Consider the following 24,659-nt stretch of genomic DNA (forward strand, 5'->3'; position numbering starts at 1 on the left):
GTTCATGGTCCGTGAGACCTCGCAGATGTTCATCACCGGTCCGGACGTCGTCAAGGCGGTCACCGGCGAGGAGATCACCCAGAACGGCCTCGGCGGCGCCGATGTGCACGCGCAGACGTCCGGCGTCGCGCACTTCGCGTACGACGACGAGGAGACCTGCATCGCCGAGGTCCGGTACCTGCTGTCCCTGCTGCCGCAGAACAACCGCGAGAACCCGCCTGTGGCACCGACCGCCGACCCGGTGGACCGCCGTTCGGACACCCTCCTCGACCTGGTCCCGGTGGACGGCAACCGCCCGTACGACATGGCGGAGGTCATCGAGGAGCTGGTGGACGACGGCGAGTACCTGGAGGTCCACGAGCACTGGGCGCGCAACATCATCTGCGCTCTGGCCCGGCTGGGCGGCGAGGTGGTGGGCATCGTCGCCAACCAGCCGAAGTCGCTGGCCGGGGTGCTGGACATCGAGGCGTCCGAGAAGGCCGCGCGCTTCGTGCAGCTCTGCGACGCCTTCAACATCCCGATCGTGACGCTCCTCGACGTACCTGGCTTCCTGCCCGGCGTCGACCAGGAGCACGGTGGCATCATCCGGCACGGCGCCAAACTGCTGTACGCGTACTGCAACGCCACCGTGCCCCGCATCTCGCTGATCCTGCGCAAGGCGTACGGCGGTGCCTACATCGTCATGGACAGCCAGTCCATCGGTGCGGACCTCACCTACGCCTGGCCCACCAACGAAATCGCGGTCATGGGTGCCGAGGGCGCCGCCAACGTCATCTTCCGGCGCCAGATCGCGGAGGCCGAGGACCCCGAGGCCATGCGCGCCCGCATGGTCAAGGAGTACAGGACCGAGCTGATGCACCCTTACTACGCCGCGGAGCGGGGGCTCGTGGACGACGTCATCGACCCGGCCGGGACGCGCGAGGTCCTGATCGCCTCGCTGGCGATGCTCCGCACCAAGCACGCCGACCTGCCGGCCCGCAAGCACGGCAACCCGCCGCAGTAGAGGTTCTCCGGCACTTCCCCGTAAACAGGGCGCATGGTTTGGTATTGACAAACCGCGCGCCCTGTTTTTAGCTTCGCTGATGACTCATGCGTGAAGAGGGGGAGCACCATGAACATCGAAGTACTCGGCGCGCTGGCGGTCACCGAGGGCGGGATCTCGGTCACCCCGACGGCGCCGAAGGCCCGGCAGGTTCTGGCGCTCCTGGCCGTGCACGCCGACCGTGTCGTCTCCGTGCCCGACCTGATCGAGGAGCTGTGGGGCCAGAACCCGCCGCGCAGCGCCCGCACCACCCTGCAGACCTACGTGTTGCAGGTACGCGAGCTCATCGCCGCGGCTCTGGAACGCGCCCCGGGTGACGCCTCGTCGCGTACCGCCAAGGACGTCCTGGTCACCGCCCCCGGCGGGTACATGCTGCACACCTCGGGCGGCACCGTCGACGTCCGCGAGTTCGAACGGCTCGTCGGCTGCGGCTACCGCACGAGCGACGCCGGGGACTTCCGGCGCGCCGCACGCGAACTGCGGGACGCGCTCGCCCTGTGGACCGGCTCCGCCCTCGTGGACGTACGGACCGGGCCGCGGCTGGACATGGAGCTCCGCCGCCTGGAGGAGACCTGGCTGTGCGCCCTCGACCAGCGCATCGACGCCGACCTGCGCCTCGGCCGGCACCGTGAGCTGCTGAGCGAACTCACGGTCCTGGTCAGCCGGTACCGCACGCACGAGAACCTGCACGCCCACTACATGGTCGCCCTGCACCGCTCGGGCCGGCGCAGCGAGGCGCTGGACGCCTACCACCGGCTGCGCGCTCGGCTCGTCGGTGAGCTGGGGCTCGAGCCATCCGCAGGGCTGCAACGACTGCAGCGTTCCATTCTGAAGGCCGGGTCCGCACCGGCACCCGGGACGGCCGCCGCCGGGACCGGGGAGCGGCTGACCCAGGTCGGCTGAGCGCGGGGTCCCACGGTCCTGGGAGGGCGAAATGCAGGAGAGGTCGGAACGCACCAGGCGCCGACTCATCGAGGCCGCGGCGGAACTGTTCACCCGGAGCGGGTACGCGAGTGCCACGCTCGGCCGGATCGCCGCCGCCGCGGGTGTGACCAAGGGCGCGCTGTACTTCCACTTCCCGTCGAAGGAGGCGCTGGCCGACGCGGTGGCGCTGCACGGCCGGACCCTGCTCGGGGAGTTCCTGGACGAGCGGCGGGCCACCGGCGGGCCGGTGCAGAACCTCATCGACCTGACGCACTGGCTGGCCCTCGTCCGGCGCGAGGACCCGGTCGTCCGGGCCGCCTTCCGGCTGGCCGACGACGGTGTGGCCGGGCCGTCCGGCACCAGCGGCCTGCGCCGGGCGTGGCTCGCCGAGGCCCGGTGCCTGCTGGACGAGGCCGATGCGGCGGGGGAGCTGAGCGGGGACGCCCGGGGCGACGGCGCCGAGGCCCTGCTCGCCGCCCTGATGTACGGGATGGCGCCGCCCGGTACGGAGCGGTCCGCCGGGGCCGGGGCGCGGCCGGAGGACGGCGGGTCGCTGTGGCGGCTGCTGCTGCCGGTGCTCGTGGGCCCCGGGCAAACCGGCCGCTACCGCACCGCGCCGCCACGGCCCCGTGCCGAAACCGTGCGGGCCGCGTGACATGCCCTCCGCCCCCACCGCGCCGACCCGGCGCCTCTTCGCGGAACGTCCCGTGCTCCTCCCACCGCAGGACGGCTCGGCCGCCCCCGCCGATGTCCTGGCCACGCTGCTCGGCCTGCTGGCCGACGTCACCGGACGCGAGGCGCGCACCCTGCACCCCTGGCAGCCGTTTCCGGAGATCGGCCTGGACTCGCTGCTCGGCACGGAGTTCGTGGCGACCGTCAACGCCCGCTTCGGCACCTCCATCAAGGGCGCGGCCGTCCTGGACCACCCCAGCCTCGAAGCGTTCGCCCTGCACGTGGCGCGGGAGACGCGGTGCGTGGCGGCCCCGCCCGTCACCGCCCCGGCCGCGCCGCCGTGCCGTCCGCTGCCGTCGGCCGACGAGCTGCGCGAGGAGCTGGCGCAGGTCCTGGCCTGTGACCCGTGGGACCTGGACCCGTGCACCCCGTTCAGCGATCTGGGCGTCGACGCGCGGGCGGGCGCGGAGTTCATGACGGCGGTCAACCGGTTGTACGGACTACGGGAGCGCGCCGTCGTCCTGCACGACCACCCGGACCTCACCGCACTCGCCGCTCACCTCGCCACCGCCTGAGCACCGGCCGCCGCGTTCAGCCGGCGGGTCAGCTCCAACTGCTGCCGGCCCAGCTCGTCCACCCGGCGGCGCAGCCGGTCCAGCTCGTCCAGGACGCCGGGGGCCACGGGCGCGGACAGGCCGGGGGAGTGGGTGAGCACCGACTCCAGGCGGCCGCGCAGCGCCGGGCCCGGTTCGATGCCGAGGGCGGCTACCAGGCGGCGCCGGGCCCGCTCGTACACGCCGAGGGCCTCGGCCTGGCGGCCGCTGCGGTACAGGGCCACCATGAGCAGGTCGTAGAAGCGCTCGCGCAGCGGGTGGTCGGCGGTCAGCCGTTCCAGGTCGCCGATGCACTCGCCGTGCCGCTCGCAGCGCAGGCTCGCCTCGTACAGCGCCTCCAGCGTCGTGAGCCGCATCTCGTCCAGCCGGTCGGCCTCCGCCGCGCACACCGGACCCCTGCGGCAGTCCTGGAGCGCCGGGCCGCGCCACAGCTCCAGGGCGCCGTGCAGGATCTTCGCCGCCCGTGCCGGGTCGGTGGCGACGGCCGCCCGCCCCTCGGCCGAGCGCCGGGTGAAGCGCTGGACGTCGGTGGAGGCGCCGCCGAGGTCGAGCAGGTAGCCCGTCGGCAGGGTGCTGATCCACACATGGCCGTAGTCCCCGGGCGAGGGCAGCAGCCGCCGCAGCCGGGCCACATGGGCCTGAAGGGCGTTCGCCGCGTTGCCGGGAGGCGCCCCGTCCCACAGCTCCGCCGCCAGCCGGTCCACGTCGAGCAGCACCCCGGCGTGCGTGACGAACGCGGCGAGGAGCGCGCGCTGCTTGGAGCCGGCCGGGACGATGTCCGCGCCCCCGGCGGCGTCGTGGACCGTGACCGGGCCCAGCAGCCGGAACTCCACGGGGCTGTGCGCGGCGGCGGACCGCGCCGCCTTCGGGCGCGGAGTGGCGAGGACGCTCATGGGGTGGCTCTCCCTCGGAATCCGGTCACGGCATGGACGGTAACGACCGGCCGGTGGCCGGGGGAGACCGCCCGAGCACCCCTCCAGCCGTCGTCTGCGTGTTCTTGAGGCGGCGCTCCGCGGGCCGCAATTCGGGCGCAACGCCTGCTTGGAGAGCTGCTCGAACACCGATCGAGAGAATGAGGCGCCCGGTGTGCGCGGGGCTAGCGTGCCTGGCGCCGACGGCTTTCGGCCACGGGGGCGAAGGCGCCGGCGCAGGCGATCACGGCCGGGTCCACCCTGGCCGGTCCTTGGGGAGGCCACCGTGCGAATACAGGTTCTGGGTCCGTTGAGCGCCGAGGTCAACGGGATGTCGATCGTGCCCACCGCGGGCAAGCCGCGACAGCTCCTCGCGCTGCTCGCCTTCCACCCGGGCCGCGTCGTGCCCGTACCCACCCTCATGGAAGAGATCTGGGGCAGCAACTCGCCGCAGAGCGCCATGACCACCCTGCAGACCTACATCCTCCAGTTACGCCGCCGGCTCGGCACCGCCATGGGGCCCGACACCCCCGGCGCCGCCAAGGAGGTCCTGGCCACCCGGCACGGCGGCTATCTGCTCCAGATCCCGCCGGACGCCGTCGACGTGCACCGTTACGAGGAGCTGGTGACGGCCGGACGCGGCGCGTTCGACCGGGGCGAGGACGCCCGGGCGTCCTCGCTGTTCGGCGAGGCGCTCGCCATGTGGCAGGGCTCCGCGCTGGTCGACGTACGGCTGGGCCCCGTCCTCGACATCGAGGTGATGCGGCTGGAGGAGTCGCGTCTGGTCACCGTCGAGCGGCGCATCGACGCGGATCTGCGCTGCGGCCGGCACACCGAGGTCCTGGCCGAGCTCACCGACCTGGTCATGCGTCACCCCCAGCACGAGGGGCTGCACTCGCAGGCGATGGTCGCCCTCTACCGGTCGGGCCGGCAGGCCACCGCCCTCGACGTCTACCGCAGGCTGAGGCTGCGCCTCGTGGAGGAACTGGGCGTCGAGCCGTCGCCGCAGATGCAGCGGCTGCACCGGGCGATGCTCACCGTCGACCCCGCACTCGACGTGCTCAGCGGGCCGCGCGGACTGTCCACGTTCGATCTGTACGCGGCCTGAATCCAGGCGGAGCGCGAGCACCGTTCGAGCGGGGGTTGCCAGGCTGCGGTCGGAGAGGGCTCACACCCCTACCGCGTGAGAGGACGGCCCATGTCCGACGAACGGCCCGTACGGCTCCACTGCTTCGCGCACGCCGGAGCGGGCGTCTCCGCCTTCTACGGCTGGGGCCCGCGCCTCGGCCCCGGCGTCGAGACCGTGCCGCACCTGCTGCCCGGCCGCGAACGCCGGCGCTCCGAGCCGCGCCTCACCCGCCCCGCGGACCTGCTCGCCGACCAGCTGCCCCACTTCACCGGCGAGGGCGGCGGAGCACCGTACATCCTGTACGGGCACAGCCTCGGCGCCCTCGTCGCGTACAGCGTCACCCGGGCCCTGCACGAGGCGGGGCTCCCGGGCCCCGCGCTGCTCGTCGTCGGCGCCTGCCCCCCGCCCGACGAGCTGTCCGCCCTGGCCGACCAGTGCCGGGCGGGCGACGAGGAGCTGCTGCGCCTGCTCGGCGAGGCCAACGCCCTGCCCGCGCGCGCCCGGCCCGGCGACTTCTGGCACCAGGCCGTGCTGCCGGTGCTCCGCGACGACCTCGTCCTCGCCCACGAGCTGCGGACAGCCGCCCGCGGAGCCTCGCCGGCCGCGCCGCTCGCGGTCCCCGTCCTCGCGGTGGCCGGTGCCGACGACCCGCTGGCACAGCCCCGGGCGATGGCGCAGTGGCGCGCCTGGACCACCGGCCCCTTCGCCGTCCGCACCGTGCCCGGCGACCACTTCTTCCTGCGCGGCCACGACCTGCCCCGTCTGGTGGGGCGGGCCGCACGCGTGGTGCGCCGTCTCGCGCCGCAGCCGGCGGGTGTCCGATGAGGCGGGTCGTCATCACCGGTATCGGGGTGGTCGCCCCGGGCGGCACCGGCATCGCCGCGTTCTGGTCGCTGCTGACGGACGGCCGTACCGCCACCCGGCGCATCACCCGCTTCGACGCCACGTCGTTCCGCTCCCGGATCGCCGCCGAGGCCGACTTCGACCCCGCGCACCACGGCTTCGACGCCGGGGAGGCCCACCGCCTGGACCGGGTCGCGCAGTTCGCGCTCACCGCCGCCCGCGAGGCCGTCGCCGACAGCGGCCTCGACCTGGCGGCCGGGGGCGAGCGCACCGGCGTCTCCCTGGGCACCGCGGTCGGCTGCAGCAGCGGGCTCGACGAGGTGTACGCGCACGTCAGCGAGGGCGGCGAGCACTGGCTGCTGGACCCGGCCCGCGCGGAGCAACGGCTCGGCGACTACCTCGTGCCGAGCTCCGTGGCCGCCGAGGTCGCCCGGGACGCAGGGGCGCTCGGCCCCGTCGCGGTCGTCTCCACCGGGTGCACCTCAGGACTGGACTCGCTCGGGCACGCCGCGGAGCTCATCCGGGAGGGCAGCGCCGACGTGATGCTGGCCGGTGCGTCCGAGGCGCCGATCACCCCCATCACCCTGGCCTCCTTCGACGCGATCCGGGCCACCTCCGCGCGCAACGAGGAGCCGGAGACCGCCTCGCGCCCCTTCGACCGGACCCGGGGCGGCTTCGTCCTCGGCGAGGGCAGCGCCGTGCTCGTCCTGGAGGAGTACACGCACGCGGTGCGCCGGGGCGCGCACGTGTACGCCGAGATCGCCGGGTTCGCCAGCCGCTCGAACGCGTACCACATGACCGGACTGCGCCTGGACGGGCGGGAGATGGCCGAGGCCGTCCGGATCGCCCTGGACGAGGCGCGGCTCGACCCGACCGCCGTCGACTACGTCAACGCGCACGGCTCGGGGACGAAGCAGAACGACAAGCACGAGACGGCCGCCTTCAAGGCGAGCCTCGGCGAGCACGCCTACCGGGTGCCCGTCAGCTCCATCAAGTCGATGATCGGGCACTCGCTCGGCGCGATCGGCTCCCTGGAGATCGCCGCGTGCGCGCTGGCCATCGAGCACGACACGGTGCCGCCCACCGCCAATCTGCACGACCCCGACCCGAGCTGCGACCTCGACTACGTACCGCTCGTCGCCCGCGAGCAGCGCACCGACACCGTCCTCAGCGTCGGCAGCGGATTCGGCGGGTTCCAGAGCGCCATGGTGCTCACCGCACCCCGGACGGGGGCGCGCCGATGACCGCCCCCGCACCCGCCTGCACCGCCACCGCGGCCGTCACCGGCATCGGGATCGCCGCACCCGGCGGCGTCGGCACCGAGACCTGGTGGGCGGCGGTCCTGCGCGGCCACCGCGCCATCGGCCCCGTCACCCGGTTCGACGCCTCGGGCTACCCGGCTGTCCTCGCCGGCGAGGTCACCGGCTTCGAGGACGCGGCGCACGTGCCGTCCAAGCTGCTGCCGCAGACCGACCGGGTGACCCGGCTCGCCCTCGCGGCGGCGGCCGAGGCCATCACCGACGCGGACATCGACCCGTCGGCCCTGCCCGAGTACGGCATGGGCGTCGTCACCGCCAACGGCGCGGGCGGCTTCGAGTTCGGCCAGCGCGAGCTCCAGGAGCTGTGGAGCAAGGGCAGCCGGTACGTGGGCGCCTTCCAGTCCTTCGCCTGGTTCTACGCCGCCAACTCCGGGCAGATCTCCATCCGGCACGGTCTGCGCGGCCCCAGCGGTGTCGTCGTCTCCGAGCAGGCGGGCGGCCTCGACGCGATGGCCCAGGCCCGGCGCCAGCTGCGCAAGGGCGGCCTGGCCGTCCTCACCGGCGGCTTCGACGCGACGGTCTGCCCGTGGGGCTTCACCGCCCACCTCGCCGCCGGGGGCCTGAGCACCCGGCGCGACCCGGCCGGCGCCTACCTCCCGTTCTCCGCCGACGCCTCCGGGCACGTCGTGGGGGAGGGCGGCGCCCTGCTCGTCGTGGAGGACGGCGACGCCGCGCACGCCCGGGGGGCCCGCGTCCTCGGCACCGTCGAGGGCTGCGCCGCCACCTTCGACCCGGCGCCCGGACGCGGCGCGCCCCGCCTGCTCGACGCCGCACGCCTCGCCCTCGCCGACGCCGGAGTCGACGCGGCGGACGTGGACGTGGTCTTCGCCGACGCCGCCGGGAACCGGGACGCCGACCGCGCCGAGGCCGCCGCGCTCACCGCCCTCTTCGGCCCGTACGGGGTGCCGGTGACGGCCCCGAAGTCGTTGTCCGGGCGCCTCGGTTCGGGCGGGTCCGCCCTGGACCTGGCGGCGGCCCTGCTCGCCCTGCGCGACCAGGTCGTCCCGCCGGGCGCACCGGTCGGACGGCTCGCCGACGACTGCCCGGTGGACCTGGTGACCGGTGCGCCCCGCCCGGCGCGGCTGCGGCACGCCCTGGTCCTCGCACGCGGCCGGGGCGGGTTCAACGCGGCGGCCGTGGTGCGTGCGCCCCGCGCGTGAGCGCCGTACACCTCCGAGCACCACCCCTACGCACACCCGTACCAGGAAGGGAACACCGTGGACCGCCTGCACCTGACCGACCTTGCCGCCCTGCTGCGCGACGCCGCCGGCAGCGACGAGGGCGCGCCGCTGGACGAGGCCGCCCAGGACACCCTCTTCCTCGACCTGGGCTACGACTCACTGGCGCTCCTCCAGGTGACCGGCGTCATCGAGCGCGACCACGACGTGGCGCTGGACGAGGAGGCACTGGACGAGGCGCAGACCCCGCGCGCCTACCTCGACCTCGTCAACGGGGCGCTGGCCTCGCGGACGGCGGCCTGAATGCGGGACGGCCGGCTCACCGAGGTCGCCGACGGTGTCCACGCCCATGTGCAGGGCGACGGCGGCTGGTGCCTGAACAACTCCGGGCTGCTCGCCGACGGCGGTGAGAGCGCCCTGGTCGACACCGTCGCCACCCTGGACCGGGCCCGCGCCCTGCGTGCCCGGGTCCTGGCGGTCACGGCCGGGCCGCCCCGGTATCTGGTCAACACCCACTTCCACGGCGACCACACCTTCGGCAACTGCGTCTTCCCCGAGGCAATCGTCGTCGGCCACGCACGGGCCCGGGACGAGGCCGCCGCGGCCGGCCTGCACCTGACGGGGCTCTGGCCCGAAGTGCGCTGGGGGGACCTGGAGGTGGTCGTCCCGCAGGTCACCTTCGAGGAGCGGATGACGCTGTACGTGGGGGAGCTGCGGGCCGAACTCCTGCACGTGGGGCCCGCGCACACCTGTGGCGACACCGTGGTGTGGCTGCCCGGGCCGCGCGTCCTGTTCGCCGGTGACGTGGTGATGAACGGCGTCACCCCGTTCTGCCCCATGGGCTCGGTCAGCGGCTCCCTGCGCGCCCTCGCCGCGCTGCGCGCCCTGGAACCGCTCACGGTCGTCCCCGGCCACGGTCCCGTCGGCGGCCCGGAACTCCTCGACGCCGACGCGGGGTACTTCCGCCGCCTCCAGGAGCTCGCCCGCGAGGGCGTCGCCGCCGGTCTGACCCCGTACGACGTCGCCCGCGAAGCGGGGCCCGGCCCGTACGCCGGGCTCCTGGACTCCGAACGCCTGGTGCCGAATCTGCACCGGGCGTACGCGGAGGAGCGCGGCGCCCTCCCGGGCGCGCCCCTCGACATCGGGGCGCTGTTCCAGGAGATGGCCCGGTACCACGGCGGTCTGCCGGTCTGCCGCGCCTGACGCGTCCTACACCAGCACCGGGGCCGGGTAGCCGGCCGTGAGGTCGTCCCGCGACACCACGCGGTTCCGTACCCGCAGCCGGCCCCGGCAGCGCACCAGTTCGTCCGCCATCACACAGAACCGCGACACCGCGGGCACGCCGCCGCGCGCCGTCGCGAAGACCAGGGCGTAGGCGCGGGTGTGCAGGACGCCGCCGGGGCGGAGGTCCACGTCGAGCATGCCGATCCAGTGGCGCAGCTGCCCGCCCTCCCGTTCCTGGCGGGCCCGGTTGCGGTGGACGTTGGCGGCCAGCTCCGCACGCCCGTGCACCGGGCTGTCCAGCGTGGGCACGCTGAACACTGCGTCCTCGGTGAAGGTGGCGGCCCAGCGCTCGGCCTCGTGCCGGTCGAAGAGCTGCATCTGGTGGGCGTAGAACTGCTGCACCTCGGCGTACAGCGAACCGAAGTCCGAGGTGTCCGGCGCGGGTCCGGTGAGGTGCGTGGTGTCGGCCGTCATCGTGTCTTCCTTCTCATCCGCAGGGGTCTTCGGGCGGTTTCTTCGGGCGGTTCTCTCCCACCTTCCGTGGTGCTGATCGAGCGCTCTTCAAAGATTCCTCAAGCGCACCGGCGGAAGGTGAAGGCAATCCGGAGGTAAAGGCCGCCGGTGGACGACGGAAGGGGACCCCGGTGCGCGACACCCCGTACAGCGACCTCCCGGTGGACGGACTGCTGCGGCGTGCCGCGCGGCGCGACCCCGGCGGCACCGCCGTGCGCACCGCGACCCGGGTGCTGCGCTTCGCCGAACTCGACGCCTACGCCGACCGGATCGCCGGATGGCTCTCCTCGGCGGGCGCCGGCCACGGCACCCGGGTCGGGGTCACCCACACCCTCACCCCGGAGTTCGCCGCCGCGTACCACGGGGTCGTGCGGGCCGGTGCCACGGTCGTGCTGGTCAACCCGCTGCTCCCGCCGGACGGGCTGCGCCATGTGCTCGGCACGTCGGGCGCCGAGACCGTCCTCGCGCCCGCCGCCACCGCCGCGTCCCTGACGCGGCTCGCGCCCGGGCTGCCCGCCCTGCGCACCGTGGTCGTCATGGACGGGCAGGCCCCCGCCGGCACCGTCCCGCTGCACGAGCTGATCGCCGGGGCGCGGCCGTACACCGGGCCCGCCGCATCCCCGGACGACGTGGCGTGCGTGCAGTTCACGACCGGGACCACCGGCGCCCCGAAGGGGGTCCTGCTGACCCATCGCAACGTGGTCGCCAACGCGTGGCAGACCGCCGACGCGCACGGCCTGACCGGCGCGTCGGTGACCCTCAACCACCTGCCGCTGTACCACGTCATGCATCTGAACTCGGCCCTCTGCGCGGGGTCCTGCCAGGTCCTCTGCCAGGACCCCGACCCCTTCGCCTCGCTCGGCGCCGCCGCCGACGCGGGGGCCACGCACTACTACGGGCTGCCCGCCCGGCTGCACGCCCTGGCCGCCGACGAGCGCCTGGCGGCGGGCGGTGCGCCGGACGCGCCGCGGCTGACCGCCGTGCTGTCCGGCGGTTCGGCGCTGCGGCCGCAGGCGGCGCGCGTCCTGGAGGAACGGCTCGGCGTGCCCGTCATCCAGGGGTACGGCATGGCCGAGCTGTCCCCGCTCACGCACAGCCAGCGGCCCGGCCGCTACCGCCACGGCACCGTCGGCTCCCCCGTCGCCGGCACCGAGTGCCGCATCGTGGACCTGACGACCCGGCGCCCCCTGGGCCCCTGGTCGGTCGGCGAGGTCATGGTGCGCGGGCCGCAGCTGATGGCCGGATACCTGGGCGAGGCGCACCCCGCCCGGGTCGACGCGGACGGCTTCTTCGCCACCGGTGACGTCGGGCGCCTGGACGACGAGGGCAACCTCAGCCTGGTCGACCGGCTCGCCGACGTCTTCAAGTACGACAACGAGATCGTGTCGCCCAGCCGCATCGAGCGGATCCTCGCCGACGACCCCCGGGTCGCCGACTGCCTGGTCGCGGACTGGCCCGACCCCGAGCACGGCGCCCTGGTGTGGGCCGGAATCGTGCTGCGCGAGGGTGCCGGGGCGGGCGGCGACCCGTTCGGCCACGGCGTGCTCGACGTGCTCGACGCGATCACCGAACGTGCCAACGAACGCCTCGGCCGCTTCGAGCGGATCCGCTTCGCCGAGGCCATCGACGCCGTGCCGCGCACCCCCACCGGGAAGCCCCGGCGCCGCGCCGTCCGGCAGAAGCTGCGCGCCAGCGCCGCCCTGTGACCGCCCCGACGACCATCCGCCTCACCACCCCGGGAGACCGACCATGGTGAACTCCGGCACGGCCGCCCCGCCGCAGGTGCTGATCGCGGGCGCCGGCCCCGTCGGCCTGACCGCCGCCCACGAACTGGCCCGCCGCGGCCTGCGGGTCCGCCTGATCGACGCCGCACCCGGCCCCGCGCGCACCAGCCGCGCCGTCGCCACCCACCCGCGCACCCTGGAGACGTACGACCAGATGGGCGTCGTGGACGCCATGCTCGCCCGGGGCCGCCGCAACGCCGCCTTCACCATGTACGCCGAGGGCCGCCGCCTGGTCCGCCTCCAGGCCGACTACGCGTCGATGCCGACCGCGTACCCCTTCACGCTGGTCATCGGCCAGACCGACACGGAGGCCGTCCTGCGCGAGGCGGTGACCCGGCTCGGCGTCGACATCGAGTGGGGCGTCCGGCTCACCGGCCTCGACCAGCACCCGGACGGGGTGCGGGTGACCCTGGAGGACGCCGACGGCACCCGGCACACCACGGACGCCTCGTGGCTGATCGGCTGCGACGGCGGCCACAGCACCGTGCGCAAGCTCCTCGGCCTGGAACTCGCCGGCACCAGCAGCGAGACGTGGATGCTCGCCGACGTGCCCGTCACGATGGACCTGCCGCCCGACACCATCTACTGGGCGCACACCGGCGGACAGGCCCTGATGATGGTGCCCTACGCCCGCGAGGGCCACTGGCGCCTCCTCGACACCGTGCCGGACCACGGAGCGGAGGGCGTCGAGGAACGCCTCGGCGCGAAGCTGTCCAAGGGCCTGGGCCGCCCGGTCACCGTCGGGCCCAGCGAGTGGACGTCCGTCTTCACGTTCCAGCAGCGCCGGGTCGACCGGATGCGGGAGGGCCGGGTCTTCGTCGCGGGCGACGCCGCCCACGTGCACAGCCCCGCCTCGGGCCAGGGCATGAACACCGGCATCCAGGAGGCGTACAACCTGGCCTGGAAGCTCGCCCAGGTCGAACAGGGCCACGCCGCGGACCGGTTGCTCGACAGCTACGGCGCCGAGCGCGTGCCCATCGGCGCAGCCCTCCTCGACTCCACCCGCACCGCCACCGTCCTCGTGCAGCTGAAGAACCTGCTCGCCGCGGCCGTGCTGCCCGTCGTCTTCACCGTCGTCCGCAACGTCACCCCGCTGCGCCGCGCCATTCAGCGCAAGGTCCTCGGCGGGATGTCCGGGCTGCGCATCGGCTACGGCGCGTCCCCGCTCACCACCCCCGGGGCCGCCGCCACCGGGCCCGCCCCGGGCGGCCGGGCCCGGGCCGTCGCGCTGGACGGCCTGGAGCCCACCGTGCGCGAGGCGTTCGCCGACGAGCTGCGGGACGTGCGGTGGAGCCTGCTCCTCGGGGCGGGCGGCACCGGCCCCGGCGACGTACCCGTGGGCGTCGCCGTCACCGCGGCCGCCCAGTACGCGGAATGGCTCTCGGTGCGCACCCTCGGCGGCCGCGCCGACGGCTCCGAGGGCCCCGCACCGCTCGCCGACCCCGGCGGCGCGCTGCGCACCGCCCTCGGCCTGCGCCCCGGCTCCTGGCTCCTGGTCCGCCCCGACGGCTACGTCGCCGCGCGCGGGCCCGTGCTCAGCCGGACCGCCCTGGACCGGGCCCTCGCCCCCGTCGGGCCGTCCGCCCCGCTCGCGCTGCCGGCCCGTGTGGAGCCGCGTGCCGTCCCCGTATACCCGGCCACGACGAAGGAGCACCGCCCATGACCGCCACCCCCGAGACCCGTCCCGTCGCCCTGGTGACCGGCGGCACGAGCGGCATCGGCCTCGAAGTGGTCCGTACGCTCGGCCGCGCCGGACACCACGTGTTCCTGTGCGCCCGTACCGACGCCGCCGTGAAGGAGACCGTCGACGCCCTGCGCGACGAAGGTCTTGACGTCTCCGGGCAGGCCGCCGACGTGCGCTCCCGCGAGGACGTCGCCGCCCTCGTACGCGCCGCCGTCGCCGCGTACGGGCCGCTCACCGTGCTCGTCAACAACGCCGGCCGCAGCGGCGGCGGCGTGACCGCCGAGCTCAGCGACGAGCTCTGGTACGACGTCATCGACACCAACCTCAACAGCGTGTTCCTGGTGACCCGCGAGGCCCTGGCGAACGGCGGGCTCCAGGACGCCGCCGCCCGGGGCCGGGTCATCAACATCGCCTCCACCGCCGGCAAGCAGGGCGTCCTGCTCGGCGCCCCGTACAGCGCCTCCAAGCACGGCGTCGTCGGCTTCACCAAGGCACTCGGCCGCGAGCTGGCACCGACCGGGGTCACCGTCAACGCCGTCTGCCCCGGCTACGTCGAGACGGCGATGGCCCAGCGGGTGCGCGCGGGGTACGCCGCCGCCTGGGACACCACCGACGCGGACGTCCTCGCCCGTTTCGAGGCGAAGATCCCCCTCGGGCGCTACTCCACGCCGGAGGAGGTCGCGGCCCTGGTCGGCTACCTGGCGTCCGGGCCCGCCGCCTCCATCACGGCGCAGGCCCTCAACGTCTGCGGCGGCCTGGGCAACTTCTGACCCCCGGACCGCCCGCGCCGCGCGGGCGGGGTCCACGAACAACCGAGAAAGAGGTGTGTGGTGTCGGACGTACGTGTGCACCGGACGAGGCACAGTGTCGACGTGGACGCCCAGCCGGGCGTCGTCTACGGGCTGATCGCGGACGCCGAGCGCTGGCCGCTGTTCTTCCCGCCCAACGTGCACGTGGAGCGCCTGGAATTCGACGGCCGCGACGAGCGGCTGCGCATGTGGGCGACCGCCAACGGCGACGTGCGGTCCTGGCTCTCCGAGCGGGCCCAGGACCCGGCGGCGCGCCGCATCACCTTCCGGCAGACCCGGCCGCAGGCCCCGGTCGAGACCATGGAGGGCACCTGGATCGTCGAGGAGCGCCCCGGCGGGGGATCCCGGCTGGTCCTGCTGCACGACTTCACCGTCGCCGGGGACCGTTTCGAGGACGTGCGCTGGGTCGAGACCGCCTGCGACACCAACTCCCGCGCGGAGCTGGCCAGTCTGAAGGGGATCGCGGAGCGCTGGACCCTCCTGGACGACCTCGTCCTGTCCTTCGAGGACTCGGTGCGCGTGCACGGGCCCGCGGAGCTGGTGTACGACTTCCTCTACCGCGTCGGCGACTGGGCCGAGCTGGTCCCGCACGTCTCCCGCCTCGACTTCACCGAGCCGGCGCCCGGCGTCCAGGTCATGGCGATGGACACCGTCACCGCCGACGGCAGCACGCACACCACCGAGTCCGTCCGCATCTGCTTCCCGCACGCCGGGCGCATCGTCTACAAGCAGACCGCCACCCCCGCCCTCATGGAGGCGCACACCGGCGAGTGGTCCGTGGTGCCCGACGCGACCGGCGTCACCGTCGTCTCCCAGCACACCGTCGTCCTCCGCGAGAGCGCCGTCGAACGGGTGCTGGGCGCGGGCGCCGGGCTGCCCGAGGCCCGCCGGTACGTACGCGAGGCGCTGGGCCGCAACTCGACGGCCACGCTCAACCTGGCGAAGCGCCACGCGGAGACCGCGATCCGCATGCTGTGAGGCGCGCGGTTCCACGGCACCTGGAGCCGTTCCCGAGCGGTTCTCCACCGCGTCGCGAGCGGCCGCCCGCAGGGTCGAGCCACGCCCACCCGCACCCCGTGCCCGTACGACGAAGGAGGCGGACGCCGCCGTCATGACCACCATCGCAGAGATCCCCGGGCGCCCCGCCCCCACTCCCGCCTCCTCCTCCGTCCCCGGCCGCGCGGACGCGGACGCCCTCGACCGGGCGCGACGCCTGGAAGCACGGCTCGGCGACCCCTACGACCCCGCCAACCGGCACGGGTTCGCCGCCCTGTTCGACGCCGACGCCCGCAGCACCCCGCCCGAGGCGACCGAGGCCCTGCTCACCGACGAAGGGATCGGCGCCGAATTCGTGCCCGTCGCCCTGGGCGGGCGGCTGACCCGCGCCGATCTGCTGGCCCGGGCCGTGCGGCCGGTGTTCCGGCGCGACCTGGGACTGGGTATGGGCCACGGCCTCATCTCCCTCTTCGCGGCGGGCGCCGTGTGGGCGGCCGGGGACGAGCCGCAGCAGCGCGCGACCGCCCGCCTGCTGCTGGGCGGTGGCCGGATCGCGATCCTGCACCACGAACTCGCCCACGCCAACGCCATCCTGCGCCACGAGTTCACCGCCCGCCCGGCCCCCGGCGGACGCCTGATCAGCGGCCGCAAGGACGTCATCCTCAACGCGTCCCGCGCCGACCTCCACGTCGTCTACGCCCGCACCGACGAGGCCCCGGGCCCGCGCAGCCACTCCGTCCTGCTGCTCGACCCGGCCGGACAGGACCCGGCACACCTGCGCCACCTGCCCAGGGTGGAGAGCACCGGAATGCGCGGGGCCCTCTTCTCCGGCCTGGAATTCGCCGGGCTGCCCGTGCCCGAGGACGCGCTCGTCGGCCGCCCCGGCGACGGGGCCGGCATCGCCCTGCGCGCCTTCCAGGTGAACCGGAGCCTCATCTGCGGGCTCGTCACCGCCGCCGCCGGAACGGTCCTGCACTCCGCCGCGCGCGCCGCGACGGAGGGCCGTGCGAGCGGGGTCGCCCGGCGCTGGCACAAGCCGCTCACCGGGGTCTTCGCCGACCTCCTGGCCTGCGACGCGATGTCCACCACCGTCCTGCGCGCCCTGAGCCTGCTGCCCGCGAGCGCCCATCTCTTCGCCGCCGCCGTCAAATACGTGGTGCCCGAACTGCTGCGGGAGAACCTGGAGGAGCTCGCCACGGTGCTCGGCGCCCGTGGCTACGACCACGCGAGCCCCGCGTACGGGGCACTCGGCAAGCTCGGCCGCGACCTGCCCGTCGCCGGGCTCGGGCACGCCGGATCCGCTTCCTGCCAGTCCGTCCTCGTGCCCCAGCTGCGCGGCCTCGCCGAACGCTCCTGGTTCGCCGAACCGGAGCCCCCCGCCGAGCTGTTCACCGCCGGCGCCGCGCTGCCCCATCTGGACTACCGGCTCCTCGGCATCGCGGGCGGCGGCGACTTCATGGCCGCCTCCCTCGTCGCGACCGCCGAACGGCTCGCCCCGCTCCGCGACGCCGGCGGGCACACCGGCGCGCTGGCCGGGCTCGCCGAGGCGTTCGCCACCGAGCTGCGCGGGCTGCGCGCCCAGTGCCGCCGCATCCCGCCCGGCCCCGCGGCCCTCGCGGACCCGGCCGTCGTCCGGCTCAGCGACCGCTACAGCCGGATCGTCGGCGCCGCGGCCGTGCTCGCCGTCTGGGAGGGCCAGGACGGCACCGACCCGTTCCTCGCCGACCCCGCCTGGGCCGTGCTCGCCCTCACCCGGGCCGGGCAGCGCCTCGGCATTCCCGTGCCCGCCCTGCCCGACGGCGTCCAGGACCAGGTGCTCGACGAGCTGGTCCGCCGGCACGGCCAGGGGCTGGGCCACGACCTCGACGCGCTCCCGTACGCGCCGTGACCCCCAGCGGCCAGGAAGGCAGCGCCATGACCAGCATCCCCGCGCCCGGTGCCGGGCGGATCAGCGCACCCCTCCACGTCGCGGGGCCCGGCGCGCCCTGGCACCTGGTGCGCGAGGCCATGGACCGCCACGGCAACGCCGTCGTCCACACCACCTGGGGCGAGTGGCTGGGGGCGGCCGTCACCCAGCCGGCCCTGCGCCGGCTGCTCGGCGGCGACTGGCAGCGCTACCAGCGCACCCAGGACCCCACCCTGCGCTACCGGTTCCTCGCCTCACGCCTCGTCACCAAGTACACGGCGGCCGCCGCCCTGGGAACCGGACCGGCCGAACTCGACCTCGCGTACCGGATCGGCGGCCGGCCCTACCTGCGCAGCCTCGACCAGATCGACGTCAGCCTCACGCACACCGAGGACATGATCGCCGTCGGCATCAGCCGCAACGGCCGGATCGGCGTCGACGTCGAACCCGCCACCCGGCCCATGTCGTACGACCTGCTCCAGGGACACGTGCTGACGCCCGCCGAGCGCGGGACGCTGGAACACCTCCCGGAGGGCGAGCGGGCGGCGCGGCTGCTGCGTCTGTGGACGCTCAAGGAGGCGTACACCAAGGCGCTCGGGCAGGGGCTGCGGCTCGACTTCACCGAGTTCGGCTTCGCCGAGGGCGGCGGCGAACTGCTCGCGCCCGACGGCCGGCCCGCCGCCGACGGCGACTGGGCGTTCGCCACCCACCGGGTCCTGGGCGGCCGGTACATGCTCAGCGTCGCGTGCCACGACACCGGCCTGGCCGCCTCCGCCGACACGACGGTCCGCACCATGCTCGACACGGGTTTCGCGGGGGCGGTCACCGAACTCCTCGGCTGAATCGTGCCGCACTCGGCCCCGCGTCCAGTCCCGCTGGAGGAAGACGCGGGGCCGTCGCACGCCCGCGTACGGTACGGAACCGGTCGCCTCCCCGACGGAACCGTGCGGGACCGCGGCGCCCCACCACCGGACCACCGCCGTGTCAGTGCCGTGTCAGTGCCGTGTGGGCGGGCCCTCGCATACTCGTTCCGCATTCGCCGACAGAGGGGAGGGAGGGGGTCTCCCGCATGCGCGCCAGAGCCGGTCCGCCGCGCTCCCGCATGTGTGCCCCGCAGGACGATGACCACCGACCACTCCTCGCACACCACCCCCGCCCGGGCCACCCCCGGCGGCCCGATGACCGTCGTCCTCGACCTCACCGGCCAGGACCCGGCCGCACCGCCCGTCCTGGAGCTGCGCGGCCCCGTGGACCCGCACCGCGTCGAGGCGGCCCTCGACCGCCTGGGCCGGCTCGGTACGCGCCCCGCCCCCTCCTGGCAGCCCCGCCTGGAACCCGCCGATGACGGGCACCACACCCTGCGCCTGACCCCGGACGGGCCGCCGGCCGGACACGCCGCCGCGCCCTTCCCCGCCGGGCTCCTCGCGGACCTGCTCACCGTCCCGGAGAGCGGATCCGGACCCGCGCCCCGGATCGAGCCGACCCCGCTGCAACGCGAACTCCTCGCGGACGCGGACGCGCACCCCGGCACCGAGGGCTGGTGCGAACAGCTCGCGGTCAGCTGGCACGGCCCGCTCGACCCGGAACGGCTCGCCGCCGCCTGGCAGTCCGTCGCCGAACGGGAGAGCGTGCTGCGGGCCGCCTTCGAGGAGGGGCCCGAGCCCTGGATCGTCTGCCACGAGGGCGCGGCGCCCGAAGTGCTGCGCTTCCCGCTCGGCAGCGTGGACTGGCACGCGCTCGTCGAGGCCGACCGGCGCCGGGGCCTCGATCCGCGCCGGCCCGGACCGCTGCGCGTCACCTTCCTGGGCGGCGGCCCGGACGCGGCGGGCAGCACCCGCGTCCTGCTGAGCTTCCACCCGGCGCTCCTCGACGACTGGAGCGTGCGGCTGCTGCTGCACGAGTTCTACCGCGCCTACCTGGCGGGCGGTGAGCTGCCCGGCGGCACCCGCCGCCCCGACCTCGGCGACTACACGCGCTGGCTCGCGGCCCAGGACACCGCCCCGGCCCGCGAGTTCTGGCGCGACGCCCCGCCCGGCCCCGCCACGCAGCCGCCCGCGGGCGTCGGCGCCGGCCAGGTCCGCACCCGGATCACGCCCGGGGAGAGCGAACGGCTCGCCGCGTGGGCGGGGGGTCTCGGCTGCCCGGAGAGCAGCGCCCTGCACGCCGTGTGGGCGCTGGCCCTCTACCGGGCCGGCGGCCACGAGGGCGCGACCGACATCAGCTTCAGCGCGGCGGTCTCCGGCCGCGGCATCCTCCTCGACGGCGTCGAACGGCTGCCCGCGGCCCTGCGCAACCCGCTGCCGATGACCGCCGGCGTCAACCCGTACGCCCCGCTCGCCGAACTCCCGGCCCGGCTGCGCGACCAGGCCCTGGACGTGTCCGGCTACGAGTGGGTGTCGCAGGGACGCATCCGGTCCTGGACCCGCCCCGGCGGCCCCGCCGCGCCGACGGCCGTCCCGCGCACCGGCAGCCTCGTCGTCTTCGAGAACCGGCCGCGCCCGCCCGGCGACCTCGCACCGGCGCTCGCCGCGCTGGGCGTCCGCGTCGGCACCCCCGAGACGCTCGGGGCGCGCACCGGGTTCCCGCTCACGCTCGTCGCCCACCGGGACGACGAGGGGGGCCTCGTGCTCACCGCCACCTGCCTCGGGACGGGCCTCGCCCAGGCCGAGGACCTGCTCACCAGGACCGCGCACGCCCTGCGCGAACTGCCGCGTACGGCGACGCCCGCGACGACGGTCGGCGGGGCGCTCGCGCTCCTCGCGGGGCCGCCGGACCGGGCGCCGCGCGGACGGCCGGGCGCCCGGCGCGGGGCCGCCCTGACGGAGCTGCGCCCCGCCGCGCGCCCCGGCACCGGCACCGTCTGCCTGGTCCGGGCACCGGGCACCCCGCTGTCCGCGCTGACCCGGGTCGCGTACGCCTACCGGGGGCCCGAGGCCGTGGTGCTGCTGCGGCCGCCGCCGTACACGGACGCCTCCGCCCCGGCCGCCGAGGGCGTGGTGGCGGCGCTGACCGACCTCGGCGGCCCCCTCGTGCTCGGCGCGTTCTGCGGGGGCGGCGAGCGTGCCTACGCGCTCGCCAGGCAGCTCGTCGCGGCCGGACGCAGGCCGCCCGGAGTGGTCCTCACCGGCACCGCGACGCCGGCCGGGGGCTTCGCCCACATCCTCGAAGCGGTGGTCCGCCGCACCCGGTGACCGCCGCGGTCACGCCAACCGCCCCACCTCACACCTCAGGAGAGTCATGACGACACGTCTGTTCACCTCGGAGTCCGTGACCGAGGGACACCCCGACAAGATCGCCGACCAGATCAGCGACGCGATCCTGGACGCGCTCCTCGCACAGGACCCGGGTTCCCGCGTCGCGGTGGAGACCCTGATCACGACCGGGCAGGTCCACATAGCGGGCGAGGTGACGACGTCGGCGTACGCGGACGTGCCGGGCATCGTGCGCAAGACCATCCTCGACATCGGCTACGACTCCTCCGCCAAGGGCTTCGACGGCACCTCCTGCGGGGTCTCCGTCTCCATCGGCGCGCAGTCCCCGGACATCGCCCAGGGCGTCGACACGGCGTACGAGAAGCGCGTCGACGGCTCCGGCGAGGACGCGCTCGACCAGCAGGGCGCCGGCGACCAGGGCCTGATGTTCGGCTACGCGTGCGACGAGACGCCGAGCCTGATGCCGCTGCCGATCGACCTGGCGCACCGGCTCTCGCGCCGCCTCACCGAGGTCCGCAAGAACGGCACCGTCCCCTACCTGCGCCCCGACGGCAAGACCCAGGTGACGATCGGCTATCTGGGCAGCCGCCCGGTGCGCCTGGACACCGTCGTCGTCTCCAGCCAGCACGCCGCGGACATCGACCTCGACGGCCTGCTGGCCCCCGACATCCGCGAGCACGTCGTGGAGCACGTCCTGAACGAACTCGCCGACGAGGGCATCAAGCTGGAGACCGACGACTACCGGCTCCTGGTCAACCCGACCGGCCGCTTCGAGATCGGCGGCCCGATGGGCGACGCCGGCCTCACCGGCCGCAAGATCATCATCGACACGTACGGGGGTTACGCCCGGCACGGCGGCGGCGCCTTCTCCGGCAAGGACCCGTCGAAGGTGGACCGCTCGGCGGCGTACGCGACCCGCTGGGTCGCCAAGAACGTCGTCGCCGCCGGCCTCGCCACCCGCTGCGAGGTCCAGGTCGCGTACGCGATCGGCAAGGCCGAGCCGGTCGGTCTCTTCGTGGAGACCTTCGGCACCGCGAAGGTCGCGCAGGCCCGGATCGAGAGCGCCATCCGCGAGGTCTTCGACCTGCGCCCGGCCGCCGTCATCCGCGACCTGGACCTGCTGCGCCCCATCTACCGGCAGACCGCCGCCTACGGGCACTTCGGCCGCGAACTGCCCGACTTCACCTGGGAGCGCACCGACCGCGTCGAGCAGCTCAGGGCCGCCGCCGGTCTCTGACCGGTGTCCACCGGCCAGCCGAGAGGGACAGGAGTGTTCGAATGCGTATCGCGGTGACAGGCTCCATAGCCACCGACCACCTGATGGTCTTCCCGGGCCGGTTCGCGGACCAGCTCATCGCCGACCAGCTCGCCCATGTGTCGCTCTCGTTCCTCGTGGACGACCTGGAGGTGCGGCGCGGCGGAGTGGCGGCCAACATCGCCTTCGGGCTCGGCTCGCTCGGACTGGATCCGCTGCTGGTCGGCGCCGTCGGCAGCGACTTCGCCACGTACGAGGTGTGGCTCAAGGAGCACGGCGTCGACACCGGTGCGGTGCGCGTGAGCGACGAGCGGCAGACCGCCCGTTTCTCGTGCATCACCGACCAGGACGACAACCAGATCGCGGCGTTCTACGCGGGCGCCATGGCGGAGGCCCGGGAGATCGACCTGGCGGAGGCGGCCCGGGCCGGCGGCGTCGGCTTCGTCCTCGTCGCCCCCGACGACCCGGCCGCCATGCTCCGGCACACCGCGGCCTGCCGGACCCTCGGCGTCCCTTTCGCCGCCGACCCCTCCCAGCAGCTCGCCCGCCTCGGCGGCGACGAGGTGCGCGAGCTCGTCGACGGCGCCCGGTGGCTGTTCACCAACGAGTACGAGGCGGCGCTCCTGCTGGAACGCGCCTCCTGGGAGCGCGACGACGTGCTGGCCCGCGTCGGCACCTGGGTCACCACGCTCGGCGCCCGGGGCGTCCGCATCGAGAGCGCCGGCGCCCCCGCCCTGACCGTGCCGGGCATCGCGGGCGTCGAGACGGCCGACCCGACCGGGGTGGGCGACGCGTTCCGCGCGGGCTTCCTCGCCGCCACCGTCCGGGGCGCCGCCCCGGAGCAGGCGGCGCGGCTGGGCTGCGCGGTCGCCTCGCTGGCGCTGGGAGCCGTGGGCTCCCAGGCGTACGAGCCGGAGGCCGGCCGCGTGCTGGACATCCTGCGGCGGCAGTACGGCGCCGAGGCGGCGTCCGCGCTCGCCCCCGTCCTGGGCGGTGCGTCATGACCGCGGGGGAGCGGGTCGCCGCGCTCCGGGACGCGCTCGCCACCCGCGTGGTGGTGGCCGACGGCGCGATGGGCACCATGCTCCAGGCGCAGGACCCGACACTGGAGGACTTCCAGCAGCTGGAAGGGTGCAACGAGGTCCTCAACGCGACCCGCCCCGACATCGTGCGCTCCGTCCACGACGCGTACTTCTCCGCGGGCGTGGACTGCGTCGAGACGAACACCTTCGGCGCCAACCACGCGGCGCTCGGCGAGTACGACATTCCCGAGCGGGTCCACGAGCTGTCCGAGGCCGGTGCGCGCATCGCCCGCGAGGCCGCCGACGCGTTCACCGAGTCCACCGGTGAGCAGCGCTGGGTCCTCGGCTCCATGGGCCCCGGCACCAAGCTGCCCTCGCTCGGTCACATCCGGTACGCCACGATCCGGGACGGCTTCCAGGCGAACGCCGAAGGGCTGCTCGCCGGCGGCGCCGACGCGCTGATCGTGGAGACGACGCAGGACCTCCTCCAGACGAAGGCCGGACTGGTCGGCGCGCGCCGCGCGATGGACGCGACGGGGGTGCGGGTCCCGCTGATCTGCTCGCTCGCCTTCGAGACGACCGGGACGATGCTCCTCGGCTCGGACATCGGCGCGGCGCTCACGGTCCTGGAACCGCTGGGCATCGACCTCATCGGCCTGAACTGCTCGACCGGTCCTGCCGAGATGACCGAGCACCTGCGCCACCTGGCCCGCCACTCGGCGACCCCGCTGATGTGCATGCCCAACGCGGGTCTGCCCGTGCTGGGCCCGGACGGCGCCTCCTTCCCGCTCGGGCCCGACGGCCTGGCGGACGCGCAGGAGGCTTTCGTACGGGACTACGCCCTGTCGCTGGTGGGCGGCTGTTGCGGGACGACGCCGGACCACCTGCGGGCTGTCGTGGAACGCGTACGGGGCATCGTGCCGCCGGACCGGGCCCCGCAGCCGGAGCCGGGCGCGGCGTCGCTCTACCAGACGGTGCCGTTCCGCCAGGACACGGCGTACCTGGCGATCGGCGAGCGTACGAACGCGAACGGGTCCAGGAAGTTCCGCGAGGCCATGCTCGAAGGCCGCTGGGACGACTGCGTGGAGATGGCCCGCGACCAGGTCCGCGAGGGCGCGCACATGCTCGACCTGTGCGTGGACTACGTGGGCCGCGACGGCGTCGCCGACATGGACGAGCTCGCGGGGCGGCTCGGGACCGCGTCGACCCTGCCGATCGTGCTGGACTCCACCGAGGTGGACGTGTTGCGGGCCGGGCTGGAACGGCTGGGCGGGCGGGCCGTCGTCAACTCGGTCAACTACGAGGACGGCGACGGTCCGGAGTCGCGTTTCGCGAAGGTGACGCAGCTGGCGGCGGAGCACGGTGCCGGGCTGATCGCGCTGACCATCGACGAGGAGGGCCAGGCCCGGACCGTCGAGCACAAGGTCGCCATCGCGGAACGGCTCATCGCGGACCTGACCGGCAACTGGGGCATCCGCGAGTCGGACATCCTCATCGACACCCTGACCTTCACCATCTGCACAGGCCAGGAGGAGTCGCGCAAGGACGGGGTCGCCACCATCGGGGCGATCCGGGAGCTGAAGCGGCTCCACCCGGAGGTGCAGACGACCCTGGGCCTGTCG

22 protein-coding genes are annotated in these 24,659 nt (G+C 74.8%); 20 read left to right on the forward strand and 2 right to left on the reverse strand.

What is annotated here, in order from left to right:
* From ACN6LM_RS31345 to ACN6LM_RS31360, 4 genes are all read left to right on the forward strand, one after another.
* Positions 1-1,003 (forward strand): acyl-CoA carboxylase subunit beta (locus ACN6LM_RS31345; RefSeq protein ID WP_445068797.1); only part of this gene is annotated, 1,003 nt, incomplete at its 5' end.
* 108 nt (positions 1,004-1,111) lie between these two features.
* Complete coding sequence (locus tag ACN6LM_RS31350) at positions 1,112-1,945, forward strand: AfsR/SARP family transcriptional regulator (RefSeq protein WP_445068798.1); 834 nt, start codon at positions 1,112-1,114, stop codon at positions 1,943-1,945.
* Positions 1,946-1,976: 31 nt separating this feature from the next.
* Complete coding sequence (locus ACN6LM_RS31355; RefSeq protein WP_445068799.1) at positions 1,977-2,621, forward strand: ScbR family autoregulator-binding transcription factor; 645 nt, start codon at positions 1,977-1,979, stop codon at positions 2,619-2,621.
* A gap of 52 nt (positions 2,622-2,673) precedes the next feature.
* Positions 2,674-3,213, forward strand: a complete 540-nt coding sequence (locus ACN6LM_RS31360) for an acyl carrier protein (RefSeq protein ID WP_445068800.1) — start codon at positions 2,674-2,676, stop codon at positions 3,211-3,213.
* Here the strand turns inward: ACN6LM_RS31360 and ACN6LM_RS31365 are convergent.
* A complete protein-coding gene (locus ACN6LM_RS31365; RefSeq protein ID WP_445068801.1) occupies positions 3,195-4,145 on the reverse strand; it encodes an AfsR/SARP family transcriptional regulator in 951 nt (316 codons plus the stop codon). The two genes, ACN6LM_RS31360 and ACN6LM_RS31365, sit on opposite strands and share 19 nt — an antisense overlap.
* 304 nt (positions 4,146-4,449) lie before the next feature.
* Here ACN6LM_RS31365 and ACN6LM_RS31370 point away from each other — a divergent pair, with 304 nt between their 5' ends.
* The 6 genes from ACN6LM_RS31370 to ACN6LM_RS31395 all read left to right on the forward strand — a co-directional run bounded on the left by ACN6LM_RS31370 (position 4,450) and on the right by ACN6LM_RS31395 (position 9,835).
* The gene (locus ACN6LM_RS31370) at positions 4,450-5,271 is read left to right on the forward strand and encodes an AfsR/SARP family transcriptional regulator (protein WP_445068802.1); all 822 of its coding nucleotides are present in this window, start codon (positions 4,450-4,452) and stop codon (positions 5,269-5,271) included.
* A 90-nt stretch (positions 5,272-5,361) separates the two neighbouring features.
* Positions 5,362-6,117 (forward strand): thioesterase II family protein, encoded by a 756-nt coding sequence (locus ACN6LM_RS31375; RefSeq protein WP_445068803.1) that lies wholly within the window; start codon positions 5,362-5,364, stop codon positions 6,115-6,117.
* Positions 6,114-7,379, forward strand: coding sequence for a beta-ketoacyl-[acyl-carrier-protein] synthase family protein (locus tag ACN6LM_RS31380; protein WP_445068804.1), 1,266 nt, complete (start codon positions 6,114-6,116; stop codon positions 7,377-7,379). Before ACN6LM_RS31375 ends, ACN6LM_RS31380 begins: the two co-directional genes overlap by 4 nt.
* On the forward strand, positions 7,376-8,614 hold the full coding sequence (locus ACN6LM_RS31385) for a beta-ketoacyl synthase N-terminal-like domain-containing protein (RefSeq protein WP_445068805.1): 1,239 nt from the start codon (positions 7,376-7,378) through the stop codon (positions 8,612-8,614). The genes ACN6LM_RS31380 and ACN6LM_RS31385 overlap by 4 nt, the downstream gene beginning before the upstream one ends.
* Before the next feature lie 57 nt (positions 8,615-8,671).
* Positions 8,672-8,935, forward strand: coding sequence for an acyl carrier protein (locus ACN6LM_RS31390; RefSeq protein WP_445068806.1), 264 nt, complete (start codon positions 8,672-8,674; stop codon positions 8,933-8,935).
* Entirely contained in the window at positions 8,936-9,835 is a 900-nt protein-coding gene (locus tag ACN6LM_RS31395; RefSeq protein ID WP_445068807.1) for an MBL fold metallo-hydrolase, read from the forward strand.
* A gap of 6 nt (positions 9,836-9,841) precedes the next feature.
* Here ACN6LM_RS31395 and ACN6LM_RS31400 read toward each other — a convergent pair whose 3' ends face one another.
* On the reverse strand, positions 9,842-10,330 hold the full coding sequence (locus ACN6LM_RS31400; RefSeq protein WP_445068808.1) for a nuclear transport factor 2 family protein: 489 nt from the start codon (positions 10,328-10,330) through the stop codon (positions 9,842-9,844).
* A 170-nt stretch (positions 10,331-10,500) separates the two neighbouring features.
* Between ACN6LM_RS31400 and ACN6LM_RS31405 the strand changes: the two genes are divergently transcribed.
* The 10 genes from ACN6LM_RS31405 to ACN6LM_RS31450 all read left to right on the forward strand — a co-directional run.
* Complete coding sequence (locus ACN6LM_RS31405) at positions 10,501-12,075, forward strand: class I adenylate-forming enzyme family protein (RefSeq protein WP_445068809.1); 1,575 nt, start codon at positions 10,501-10,503, stop codon at positions 12,073-12,075.
* Positions 12,076-12,118: 43 nt separating this feature from the next.
* On the forward strand, positions 12,119-13,816 hold the full coding sequence (locus ACN6LM_RS31410) for an FAD-dependent oxidoreductase (protein ID WP_445068810.1): 1,698 nt from the start codon (positions 12,119-12,121) through the stop codon (positions 13,814-13,816).
* Positions 13,813-14,607, forward strand: coding sequence for an SDR family NAD(P)-dependent oxidoreductase (locus ACN6LM_RS31415; protein ID WP_445068811.1), 795 nt, complete (start codon positions 13,813-13,815; stop codon positions 14,605-14,607). The genes ACN6LM_RS31410 and ACN6LM_RS31415 overlap by 4 nt, the downstream gene beginning before the upstream one ends.
* 60 nt (positions 14,608-14,667) lie before the next feature.
* Entirely contained in the window at positions 14,668-15,624 is a 957-nt protein-coding gene (locus ACN6LM_RS31420; protein ID WP_445068812.1) for an aromatase/cyclase, read from the forward strand.
* A gap of 133 nt (positions 15,625-15,757) precedes the next feature.
* Positions 15,758-17,530: an acyl-CoA dehydrogenase gene (locus ACN6LM_RS31425; protein WP_445068813.1), complete on the forward strand. Its 1,773-nt coding sequence runs from the start codon at positions 15,758-15,760 to the stop codon at positions 17,528-17,530.
* A gap of 26 nt (positions 17,531-17,556) precedes the next feature.
* Complete coding sequence (locus ACN6LM_RS31430; protein WP_445068814.1) at positions 17,557-18,390, forward strand: 4'-phosphopantetheinyl transferase family protein; 834 nt, start codon at positions 17,557-17,559, stop codon at positions 18,388-18,390.
* 279 nt (positions 18,391-18,669) lie between these two features.
* Positions 18,670-20,739, forward strand: a complete 2,070-nt coding sequence (locus ACN6LM_RS31435; protein WP_445068815.1) for a condensation domain-containing protein — start codon at positions 18,670-18,672, stop codon at positions 20,737-20,739.
* Positions 20,740-20,785: 46 nt separating this feature from the next.
* Positions 20,786-21,997 (forward strand): methionine adenosyltransferase, encoded by a 1,212-nt coding sequence (metK, locus tag ACN6LM_RS31440; protein WP_445068816.1) that lies wholly within the window; start codon positions 20,786-20,788, stop codon positions 21,995-21,997.
* 41 nt (positions 21,998-22,038) lie between these two features.
* The gene (locus tag ACN6LM_RS31445; RefSeq protein WP_445068817.1) at positions 22,039-23,019 is read left to right on the forward strand and encodes a carbohydrate kinase family protein; all 981 of its coding nucleotides are present in this window, start codon (positions 22,039-22,041) and stop codon (positions 23,017-23,019) included.
* Positions 23,016-24,659, forward strand: a 1,644-nt coding sequence (locus tag ACN6LM_RS31450) for a homocysteine S-methyltransferase family protein (RefSeq protein ID WP_445068818.1), incomplete at its 3' end; no start/stop codon positions are given. The genes ACN6LM_RS31445 and ACN6LM_RS31450, both read left to right, overlap by 4 nt.

It is taken from the genome of Streptomyces sp. SAS_281, assembly GCF_052542855.1.

Coding starts and splice junctions, on each gene's coding strand:
- ACN6LM_RS31400 (WP_445068808.1), bottom strand. CDS start 10,330: ATGACGGCCGACACCACGCACCTCACCGGACCCGCGCCGGACACCTCG.
- ACN6LM_RS31385 (WP_445068805.1), top strand. CDS start 7,376: ATGACCGCCCCCGCACCCGCCTGCACCGCCACCGCGGCCGTCACCGGC.
- ACN6LM_RS31350 (WP_445068798.1), top strand. CDS start 1,112: ATGAACATCGAAGTACTCGGCGCGCTGGCGGTCACCGAGGGCGGGATC.
- ACN6LM_RS31395 (WP_445068807.1), top strand. CDS start 8,936: ATGCGGGACGGCCGGCTCACCGAGGTCGCCGACGGTGTCCACGCCCAT.
- ACN6LM_RS31410 (WP_445068810.1), top strand. CDS start 12,119: ATGGTGAACTCCGGCACGGCCGCCCCGCCGCAGGTGCTGATCGCGGGC.
- ACN6LM_RS31365 (WP_445068801.1), bottom strand. CDS start 4,145: ATGAGCGTCCTCGCCACTCCGCGCCCGAAGGCGGCGCGGTCCGCCGCC.
- ACN6LM_RS31430 (WP_445068814.1), top strand. CDS start 17,557: ATGACCAGCATCCCCGCGCCCGGTGCCGGGCGGATCAGCGCACCCCTC.
- ACN6LM_RS31415 (WP_445068811.1), top strand. CDS start 13,813: ATGACCGCCACCCCCGAGACCCGTCCCGTCGCCCTGGTGACCGGCGGC.
- ACN6LM_RS31380 (WP_445068804.1), top strand. CDS start 6,114: ATGAGGCGGGTCGTCATCACCGGTATCGGGGTGGTCGCCCCGGGCGGC.
- metK (WP_445068816.1), top strand. CDS start 20,786: ATGACGACACGTCTGTTCACCTCGGAGTCCGTGACCGAGGGACACCCC.
- ACN6LM_RS31435 (WP_445068815.1), top strand. CDS start 18,670: ATGACCACCGACCACTCCTCGCACACCACCCCCGCCCGGGCCACCCCC.
- ACN6LM_RS31425 (WP_445068813.1), top strand. CDS start 15,758: ATGACCACCATCGCAGAGATCCCCGGGCGCCCCGCCCCCACTCCCGCC.
- ACN6LM_RS31445 (WP_445068817.1), top strand. CDS start 22,039: ATGCGTATCGCGGTGACAGGCTCCATAGCCACCGACCACCTGATGGTC.
- ACN6LM_RS31355 (WP_445068799.1), top strand. CDS start 1,977: ATGCAGGAGAGGTCGGAACGCACCAGGCGCCGACTCATCGAGGCCGCG.
- ACN6LM_RS31375 (WP_445068803.1), top strand. CDS start 5,362: ATGTCCGACGAACGGCCCGTACGGCTCCACTGCTTCGCGCACGCCGGA.